An 8,968-nucleotide genomic window follows, 5' to 3' on the forward strand; every position below is an offset into this window, starting at 1 on the left:
CTTCTTGAGGTTTGAAACTATGCCGGCAGCTGCTGGCCGGCGATCGAGCCGAGTTCAGCCAGCATGGCGTCGATAGCGACCACTTCGGCATACTTGCTGGACATGTCGATCAGATTGCTTTCATGCTGAGCCGCGGAACGGTCGGTGACGCAATCGCGCACCACGAAAGGGGGAAAGCCGTACTGCATGGCATCCACCACGCTGGCGCGCACGCAGCCGCTGGTCGTGCAGCCGGCGACGACCAGCATGTCGCAATGCGCCGCGGCCAGAATTCCCGGCAGCGCGGTGCCGAAAAACGCCGATGCCTGCGTTTTGTGCAGGATCAGATCGCGTTGGGCATCGAAATCCAGCCTGGGGTCGAGTTCGCACGCGGCAGTCCCGCGCACCAGGGTCGACAGCGATTGGCATTTTTGCATCCAGCAGCCTATGTCGGCGTAGTTCGCGCTATAGCCGACGACCGTGAAGATGACAGGCCCTGTTTCCCGCAACGCGGCAATAAGCCGGTTGGTGGACGCAATGGCGGCCGAGCAGTCCGAGGCCAGCGGGCTGACGCCGGCTTCGGTAAAGCCCCGTTGAAAGTCGATGACCAGCAATGCCGGCTTGACCCCGGGTGCGAGCACCCCGTTGAATCCACTGAGCACATTGGCTTGATCTTTCACGAATTGTCTCCTTCTTTATTGATATTTTTTATTATGAAGAGAATTTCCGATATCCTCCAATATCGTTTTGGTCTCAATTGATATGCTTTTCCGTATGAATGCGCGCGGCCCGCCCGGCCGGCGCGGGATGCGGCGCAGTATGCGGCGGACGGCATGGGCCGATGCCTGGGGATGGGGATGCGATGGGGAATGCCCGCGCGGATTGCGGGCAGGCCGCCGGACGGGGCCTGAAGAAGGCGGCCCGGAACTTAAACCGGGCCGGCCACAAGTGCTCGACGGGGAGTCGGCAGCTTTATGGGCTTATTCCTACTTGATCGCGGCGCCCTTGATCAGGCCTTGCTGGTATTCGGCGAGCTGTTGCTGGCGCAGCATTTCCTCGATTTGCGGCTTGACTTCGGCCAACTCGGGGAACTTCACGGCGCGGCTGTCCTCGACCTGGATGATGTGCCAGCCGAACTGGGTCTGGACCGGCTTGCTGGTCATTTCGCCCTTCTTGAGGCCTTCGACGGCCTTCGCAAATTCCGGCACATAGTTGCTTGCCGGGCCCCAGCCCAGATCGCCGCCGTTCTTGCCGCTGCCGGGGTCCATCGAGTTTTTCTTGGCCGCCGCTTCGAATGTGACTTTTTTGCTCTTGATCGAAGCGGTCAGGTCATCGGCCGCTTTCTGATCCTTGACCAGGATATGGCGCAGCTTGTATTCCTGCTTGCCGGACTGTTCGCTCTTGATCTTGTCGTATTCGGCCTGGATCTTGGCGTCGGTGACCGGATTCTTCTTCAGGTAGTCGGCCATCAGGGCGCGAACCAGTATGCCCTGGCGGGCCAGTTCGACTTCCTGCGTGACGGCCGGCTGCTTGTCTATGCCGGCCTTTTCAGCGGCCTGCACCGCGACCAGGCGGTTGACCATTTCCTGCTTGACCTGGGTGCGCAGCTCGGGCGTGTCCTGCGCGCCCTGGCTGACCAGCAAAGCGACGAACTGGTCCAGTTTCGCTTGGGTAATGGCCGTGCCATTGACGGTGGCGATGGTTTGCGCAAAGGCCGGCACGGCTATGGCGCAGGCGGCTGCAAAAACGGCGAGTCGTTTCAGTTTCATGTAATTCCTTTTATGGGTGGGCTTTGGCAACGATTGCCAGGGCGTGAATGGGATAAGGCATCAAGTCTTGTACGCGATCATACACAAGTCGGTGGCGCGCCAGCGTCGACAGGCCCGTGAACTGTTCGGACCACAGCACGACGCGGAAATGGCCGGCGCCGTTCTTGCTGCCTTCGTGGCCGGCATGGAAATGCGACTCGTCGATGATTTCGAGATGGGTGGGAGCCAAAGGCGCCAGGCGCTCTTTGAGCACGTTCATACGTTCTGTGGACATCAGGACCTCTCTTTGGGTTCGGCGGGAGAGGGCAGGGCGCGGGCCGGCTCGCCGCCTTCTTTCATGTGCCTGCCCAGCCAGACCGACTGGGCAATGACGAAGACCAGCAGCAGGGCCATCAGGCCGAACACCTTGAAATTGACCCACTGGGCCTCGGTGTAGGCGCCCGAGAAGGCCACGTACAGGTTCAGCGCGCCCGACAGCGTGAAGAAGGCCGCCCAGCTGTAATTGAGCTTGTCCCAGATGGCGGCGGGCATGGCCACCTGCTTGCCCATGAGCTTTTGCATGAGGTTGCGGCCGAGGAACCATTTGCCGCCCAGCAGGATGGCCGCGAACAGCCAGTACAGCACGGTGGGCTTCCATTTGATGAAGACATCATTGTGGAAAAACAGGGTCGCGCCGCCGAACACCACGATGACGCTCAGGTTGATCCAGTGCGTGGCCTCTATGGCCTTGCCGGTGGCCTTGAGCCAGATGAACTGGCCGATACCCGCGGCGATGGCCACCGCCGTGGCCGTGAAGATGTCGGAAAACTTGAACGCCACGAAAAACAGTATCAGCGGAAACAGGTCAAAAAGAAATTTCTTCATTTATTCGGTTCGAACGTCATGGACAGCGAGTTGATGCAATAGCGCCGGCCGGTGGGGGGAGGGCCGTCGGGGAAAACGTGGCCCAGATGCGAGTCACAGACATTGCAAAGCACTTCGGTGCGCCGCATGCCCAGGCTGGTGTCGGTTTCCTCGCGCACATTGGCGGGATCGATGGCTTCGAAATAGCTGGGCCAGCCGCAGCCCGCGTCGAATTTCGTGTCGGACGCGAACAATGCCGTGCCGCAGCCCACGCAACGGTAGATGCCGGCCTGGTCGGTGTCCCAGTAGCGCCCGGTGAACGGGCGTTCGGTGCCCTTTTCCCGCGCCACGGCGTATTCCTCGGGCGTCAGCTGTTCGCGCCATTGCGCATCGGTCTTGTGTATCTTGTTCACTTCAGCACCTTTAAAAGAACTGCAGGTATATCAGGCATCATGTTAATCGACTTTATCCGGGCCGGGAGGTTCCCCTCCCATGGTACTTTTTCTGCACTGTCTATGCAGGAATCCCCTAAAAGACTTTGTTTCCAATCTTGTCCATAATCCCCAGGCCCCGTAGAATTGCTAGAACCTTAAACTATAGATGGAAAACACCTATGTTTTCTGCCGATTCCACGTGATACGCTAAATTCAATAACGGTCCTTTTTTTGTATAGCTTTTCGCCGCTGCCTTTCCCCGGGCCGGATACCCTGCCATCCATGGAGACACAACAATGAATTTCAATCAGCCCATCCGATTCTCGGTGGCGGCGGGGGCCCTAGGGCTCGCACTGCCCCTGCTTGCCTCGGCGCAGATCAAAGTCGGCATTACCGTTGCCAGCACCGGGCCGGCCGCGTCGCTCGGCATCCCCGAGCGCAATACGGTGGCGCTGCTGCCCACCGAAATCGCCGGCCAGAAGATCGAATACATTGTGCTCGACGACGGCACCGACACCACCGTCGCCGTCAAGAACATGCGCAAGCTGATTACCGATGACAAGGTCGATGTCGTGATAGGCACCTCGGTCACGCCGGGTTCGCTGGCCATGGTCGATGTGGCGGGCGAAACCAGCACGCCCATGATCAGCGTGGCGGCCAACGCCAAGATCGTCGAACCCGTGGAAGGCGCGCGCAAGTGGGTCTTCAAGACACCCCAGAATGATCAGTTGATGGCCAGCGCCCTGGCCGACGCCATGGCCAAGCAAGGCGTCAAGACCCTGGGCTTCATCGGCTACAGCGATGCCTACGGCGAAGGCTGGCTGAGTGTGATGACCGGCGCCGCCCAGGCCAAGGGCATCAAGATGGTGGCCGTCGAACGCTACGGCCGCAGCGACACCAGCGTGACCGGCCAGGCGCTCAAGCTTGTCGCCGCCAAGCCCGACGGCATCCTGGTGGCGGGTTCGGGCACTCCGGTGGCCTTGCCGCAGCGCGAGCTCAAGAGCCGCGGCTACAAGGGCATCATGTATCAAACCCACGGCGCCGCCAACAACGACGTGCTGCGCGTTTGCGGCAAGGACTGCAACGACATGATCCTGCCGGCCGGCCCGCTGCTGGTGGCCGACCAGCTGCCCGACAGCAATCCGGTCAAGAAAAGCGCGCTCGAATACAAAGTCAAGTACGAGGCCAAGTACGGCGCCGGCACCATCAATACCTTTGGCGGCCATCTGTGGGATGCCGGCCTGCTGGTCGCCGCGGCCATTCCCAACGCGCTCAAGACGGCCGCCAAGCCTGGCACGCCGCAGTTCCGCCAGGCGCTGCGCGACGCCCTGGAACAGATCAAGGACCTGCCGGCGTCCCAGGGGGTCTTCAACATGACGGCTACCGATCATGCCGGCTTCGACGAGCGCGCGCGCGTGATGGTCAAGGTGGTGGACGGCAAATGGACGTATCAGCCCGATCTGTAATCCGTACAATGGCAGGCCCGATCCGCATCCCGAGGTCGGGCCTGCCCGTGTTGGCTCGCCAACGCGCTGGGTAAGCTGATACGAATACCGGCCTCATGGCCGGTATTTATTATCTTTGTCTGTAGCGGGGGCGCAAGGCAAGCCTGCGCCCCCTTGTTAGGGTGTTGTCCGAAATGGATACAACAATATTGCTGATACTGCTGCAGGACGGCGTCATGAACGGCGCCATCTATGCGCTGCTCGGCTTGGCGCTGGTCCTGGTGTTCGTGGTGACGCGCGTCATTTTCATTCCGCAGGGCGAGTTCGTGGCATTCGGCGCCCTGACGCTGGCTTTCATGGTCAATGGCCGGATACCGGGGACCGTGAATTTGCTGCTGATCATAGGCGCGGTCGTCTTTGCCGCGGAGGTCATCGCCGCGCTGCGCAGCGGCAACTGGTCGGGCATGGGCAAGATCTTTTCATGGTCATTGCTGCTGCCCATAGGGCTGTATCTGCTCGCGCCCTATATCGTCGGCAAGGATACGCCGCTGTGGATCAATGTGCTGTTTTCCATGGCGCTGGTGGTGCCCCTGGGCCCCATGCTGTACCGCCTGGTTTACCAGCCGGTGGCGGAAGCCAGCGTGCTGGTGCTGCTGATCATTTCGGTCGCCGTGCATTTTGCCCTGACCGGGCTGGCTTTGGTGTTTTTCGGCGCGGAAGGCTGGCGCACCCCCGCATTCATGGAGGGCGAGGTGCAGATGGGCCCGGTAAGCTGGTCGGCCCAGACCTTCTTCGTGCTGGGCACTTGCGCCGTGCTGATCCTCGGGCTGTGGGTGTTCTTCGGCAAGACCCTCTACGGCCGCGCCTTGCGCGCGACGGCGGTCAACCGCAGGGGCGCGCGCCTGGTGGGCATAAGCACCAATATGTCGGGCAGTCTCACTTTCACGCTGGCGGCCGCCATCGGCGCGCTGTCCGGCATGCTGATCGCCCCTGTCACCACCGTCTACTACGACACCGGCTTCCTGATCGGCCTGAAGGGCTTTGTCGCCGCGATATTCGGCGGGCTGATCAGTTATCCCATTGCCGCCGGCGGCGCCCTGTTCGTGGGCATTCTGGAGGCCTTTTCCTCATTCTGGGCGAGCGCATATAAAGAGGTGATAGTGTTTACGCTGATTATCCCGGTGTTGTTGTGGCGTTCGTTCGGCGCGCACCATGCGGACGACGAGGAATAAGCCATGAACCGATTATTGCTTGCCGCCGTGGTGCTGGTATTGGCGGGTTTGCCCATGGTATCCGCCACCCCCGAATTCTGGATCACGCATCTCAACTACGTGGGGCTGGCCAGCCTGGTGGTGCTGGGCCTGTTGCTGCTGACCGGCGTGGGCGGCCTTACTTCCTTCGGCCAGGCGGCTTTCGTGGGCATAGGCGCGTACGCGACCGCGTGGCTCACCACGGCCATGGGCTGGTCGCCATGGCTGGCCCTGCTGGCCGGGCTGGCCGTCACCTTCGTTGTGGCTTACGTCCTGGGGGCCATCACCCTGCGCCTGTCGGGCCACTATCTGCCGCTGGGCACGCTGGCCTGGTGCCTGTCCTTGTATTACCTGTTCGGCAATCTGGAATTCCTGGGCCAGTACGACGGGATCGCCGGCATTGCGCCCATCGAGGTCTTAGGCATATCGATGGGCAACGGGCGCTATATCTATTATCTGATCTGGACCGCGGTGCTGCTGTCCATGTGGGCGACCCGCAACTTGCTGGATTCCCGTCCGGGCCGGGCCATACGCGCGCTCAGGAGCGGCGGGGGCATGGCCGAGTCGTTCGGCATCAATATGGCCAGCTACAAAGTGATCATCTTCGTCTACGCGGCCTTGCTGGCCTGCCTGTCGGGCTGGCTGTACGCCCATATGCAGCGCGCCGTCAGCCCCAGCCCCTTCGGCTTGAACTACGGCATCGAATACCTGTTCATGGCGGTGGTCGGCGGCGCGGGCAGCGTCTGGGGCGCGGTGCTGGGTTCGGGCCTCATCCTGACGCTCAAAGACCAGCTGCAGAATGTGCTGCCCAAAATCCTGGGCACCAGCGCCAATTTCGAACTCATCGTCTTCGGCGTGCTGATGATACTGGTATTGCAGTATGCCCGCGATGGCGTCTGGCCCATCCTGTCCTCCTGGTGGTCCATGCTGGCCGGCGGCACGGAACGCCGGCGCCTGGCGCCGCCGCCCGAGGCGCCCGCCCTGCCGCGCCGCGCGCGCCCCGAAAAAGGCTCGCTGGTGCTCGAGGTCGAGGCCATCCGCAAGGAATTCGGCGGCCTGGTGGCCGTCAACGACATCAGCTTTTCGCTCAAGGCCGGCGAGATCATGGGCCTGATCGGCCCCAACGGAGCCGGCAAGAGCACGACTTTCAACCTGATTACCGGCGTGCTGCCGGCCACCAGCGGCAAGGTGCGCTTCCTGGGCCAGCGCCTGGACGTGCTGCCGTCGCGCGAGATCGCCAGGCTGGGCGTGGGCCGCACTTTCCAGCACGTGCAACTGCTGCCCGCCATGACAGTGCTCGAGAACGTGGCGCTGGGCGCGCACTTGCGCAGCAAGGTGGGCGTGCTGGCGGCGGCGCTGCATGCCGAGCGGCGCGAAGAAGCCGAGCTGCTGCACGAAGCGGCCAAACAGCTCGAGCGGGTAGGCCTGGGCGATTATCTGTACGAACAGGCGGGCAACCTGGCGCTGGGCCAGCAGCGCATCCTGGAAATCGCGCGCGCCCTGGCGGCCGATCCGGTATTGCTGCTGCTGGACGAACCCGCCGCCGGCTTGCGCTACAAGGAAAAGCAGGAACTGGCCAAGGTGCTGGATCAATTGCGGCTGGAAGGCATGAGCATACTGCTGGTCGAGCACGATATGGACTTTGTGATGAATCTTACCGATCATCTTGTGGTCATGGATTTCGGCATCAAGCTGGCCGAGGGCCTGCCGGCGCAGGTCCAGCAGAACCCCGCGGTGCTGGAAGCCTACCTGGGCGGCATCGATGACGATTTCGATTTCGATGTTGCGGCCCCCGGGAACCCGGCGGCGGCAAGCGCAGCGCCGGCCACGGCGACAGGGGGCAAGGCATGAGCGCGGCAAACAAGCCTAAACATCCCATCCTCAAGGTAACCGATCTGTCGGCCAAGTACGGCAAGGTCAATGCGGTGACCGGCGCGAACATCCTGGTCACCCGCGGCAGCATCGTGACGGTGATAGGCGGCAATGGAGCGGGCAAGTCGACCCTGCTCAATGCCATCATGGGCTGCCTGCCGGCTTCCGGGCATAGCGCCGGTTCGGTCCAGTACCTGGGCGCCGAGATCGGTTCGTGGCAGGTCGAGCGCCGGGTGTCCGACGGGATTTCGCTGGTGCCGGAAAGGCGCGAGCTGTTCGGCAGCATGTCGGTGGAAGACAATCTGCTGCTGGGCGGCTTCAGGCTGTACCGGGCGGGCCGGCATGGCTGGAAGGAAACCATACATGAAGTCTATGATCTGTTTCCGCGCCTGCGCGAGCGCCGGACCCAGGAGGCGGGCACGTTGTCGGGCGGCGAGCGGCAGATGCTGGCCGTGGGCCGGGCCTTGATGGCGCAGCCGCAGTTGCTGATGCTGGATGAACCCAGCCTGGGCCTGGCGCCGAAAATCGTGCGCGAAATCTTCCAGATCATTTCGCGCTTGCGCAGCACGGGCGTGGCTATCCTGCTGGTGGAACAGAATGCCCGGGCCGCTTTGCAGGTCGCCGATTATGGTTATGTGCTGGAGACCGGCGAGGTGGTGCTGGAGGGGCGCGCCAAGGAGCTTAGCGGCAATCCGCGCGTGATCGAAAGCTATCTTGGCCTTGGGAATGCGAAGAAGGCCGCTGCTTCGGAGGCGGACGGCTCGTAGCAGCATATGGACGAGGCAAAAAAAGGGCGCCGTTTTCGCAGCGCCCTTTTGAGTAGCGGCCTGGAAACCAGGCCGCCTGGCGGCTACGCCTTCTTGCTTTTGAAACGATAGATCAACTCCCCCACGATGCCGCGGCGGAAAGCCATCACGCAGATGATGAAGATCAGCCCGATCACGATCGTGACCGACTCCCCCAGCACCTGGAACCACTGCACCCCGGTCGCATTGCTCAGGAAGCGCCCGAACTCGCCCACCTTGTTCTCCAGCATCACCACGATAAAAGCCCCCAGCACCGGGCCGGTAAAAGTGCCCAGCCCGCCGATGAGCGTCATCAGGATCACCATGCCCGACATCTGCCACGTCGCGTCCGACAGCGTCGCCGAGACAAAGACCAGCGCTTTGGTGGCTCCCGCCAGCCCCGCCAGGGCCGCCGACAACACAAACACCAGCAGCTTGAAGTTGTCCACGTTATAGCCCAGCGAAATCGCCCGCGGCTCATTTTCGCGTATCGCCTTGAGCACCTGCCCGAAAGGCGAATTGATCGTGCGCCAGCAGATCGCGAAGCCGATGACGAAAATCGCCAGCACCACGTAATACAGATTCAAGTCA

The 8,968-nt window shown here is 62.1% G+C and carries 10 protein-coding genes; 4 read left to right on the forward strand and 6 right to left on the reverse strand.

Annotation, left to right across the window (positions count from 1 at the left end; genetic code table 11):
• Window positions 1-17: 17 nt before the first annotated feature.
• The 5 genes from BUB23_RS18740 to msrB all read right to left on the reverse strand — a co-directional run bounded on the left by BUB23_RS18740 (window position 18) and on the right by msrB (window position 3,004).
• Window positions 18-659 (reverse strand): isochorismatase family protein, encoded by a 642-nt coding sequence (locus tag BUB23_RS18740; protein WP_073106057.1) that lies wholly within the window; start codon window positions 657-659, stop codon window positions 18-20.
• Window positions 660-965: 306 nt separating this feature from the next.
• A complete protein-coding gene (locus BUB23_RS18745; RefSeq protein ID WP_073106121.1) occupies window positions 966-1,742 on the reverse strand; it encodes a peptidylprolyl isomerase in 777 nt (258 codons plus the stop codon).
• Window positions 1,743-1,758: 16 nt separating this feature from the next.
• On the reverse strand, window positions 1,759-2,022 hold the full coding sequence (locus BUB23_RS18750) for a BolA family protein (RefSeq protein WP_073106060.1): 264 nt from the start codon (window positions 2,020-2,022) through the stop codon (window positions 1,759-1,761).
• On the reverse strand, window positions 2,022-2,612 hold the full coding sequence (locus BUB23_RS18755) for a septation protein A (protein WP_073106062.1): 591 nt from the start codon (window positions 2,610-2,612) through the stop codon (window positions 2,022-2,024). The genes BUB23_RS18750 and BUB23_RS18755 overlap by 1 nt, the downstream gene beginning before the upstream one ends.
• Window positions 2,609-3,004, reverse strand: a complete 396-nt coding sequence (gene msrB / locus BUB23_RS18760) for a peptide-methionine (R)-S-oxide reductase MsrB (RefSeq protein ID WP_073106065.1) — start codon at window positions 3,002-3,004, stop codon at window positions 2,609-2,611. Before msrB ends, BUB23_RS18755 begins: the two co-directional genes overlap by 4 nt.
• Window positions 3,005-3,321: 317 nt before the next feature.
• On the opposite strand from msrB, the gene BUB23_RS18765 reads away from it, so the two are divergent.
• From BUB23_RS18765 to BUB23_RS18780, 4 genes are all read left to right on the forward strand, one after another.
• Window positions 3,322-4,491: an ABC transporter substrate-binding protein gene (locus BUB23_RS18765; RefSeq protein ID WP_073106068.1), complete on the forward strand. Its 1,170-nt coding sequence runs from the start codon at window positions 3,322-3,324 to the stop codon at window positions 4,489-4,491.
• A gap of 173 nt (window positions 4,492-4,664) precedes the next feature.
• Window positions 4,665-5,702: a branched-chain amino acid ABC transporter permease gene (locus tag BUB23_RS18770; protein WP_073106071.1), complete on the forward strand. Its 1,038-nt coding sequence runs from the start codon at window positions 4,665-4,667 to the stop codon at window positions 5,700-5,702.
• A gap of 3 nt (window positions 5,703-5,705) precedes the next feature.
• A complete protein-coding gene (locus BUB23_RS18775; RefSeq protein WP_073106073.1) occupies window positions 5,706-7,571 on the forward strand; it encodes a branched-chain amino acid ABC transporter ATP-binding protein/permease in 1,866 nt (621 codons plus the stop codon).
• Entirely contained in the window at window positions 7,568-8,359 is a 792-nt protein-coding gene (locus tag BUB23_RS18780) for an ABC transporter ATP-binding protein (protein ID WP_073106076.1), read from the forward strand. Before BUB23_RS18775 ends, BUB23_RS18780 begins: the two co-directional genes overlap by 4 nt.
• A gap of 83 nt (window positions 8,360-8,442) precedes the next feature.
• On the opposite strand, the gene BUB23_RS18785 is transcribed toward BUB23_RS18780, so the two are convergent.
• Window positions 8,443-8,968: branched-chain amino acid ABC transporter permease (locus BUB23_RS18785; RefSeq protein ID WP_143161042.1), on the reverse strand; the 526-nt coding region annotated here is incomplete at its 5' end.

Source organism: Pollutimonas bauzanensis, assembly GCF_900129885.1.
In the GTDB taxonomy this organism is placed as follows: domain Bacteria; phylum Pseudomonadota; class Gammaproteobacteria; order Burkholderiales; family Burkholderiaceae_B; genus Pollutimonas; species Pollutimonas bauzanensis.

Coding starts and splice junctions, on each gene's coding strand:
- BUB23_RS18750 (WP_073106060.1), bottom strand. CDS start 2,022: ATGTCCACAGAACGTATGAACGTGCTCAAAGAGCGCCTGGCGCCTTTG.
- BUB23_RS18755 (WP_073106062.1), bottom strand. CDS start 2,612: ATGAAGAAATTTCTTTTTGACCTGTTTCCGCTGATACTGTTTTTCGTG.
- BUB23_RS18765 (WP_073106068.1), top strand. CDS start 3,322: ATGAATTTCAATCAGCCCATCCGATTCTCGGTGGCGGCGGGGGCCCTA.
- BUB23_RS18770 (WP_073106071.1), top strand. CDS start 4,665: ATGGATACAACAATATTGCTGATACTGCTGCAGGACGGCGTCATGAAC.
- BUB23_RS18775 (WP_073106073.1), top strand. CDS start 5,706: ATGAACCGATTATTGCTTGCCGCCGTGGTGCTGGTATTGGCGGGTTTG.
- BUB23_RS18780 (WP_073106076.1), top strand. CDS start 7,568: ATGAGCGCGGCAAACAAGCCTAAACATCCCATCCTCAAGGTAACCGAT.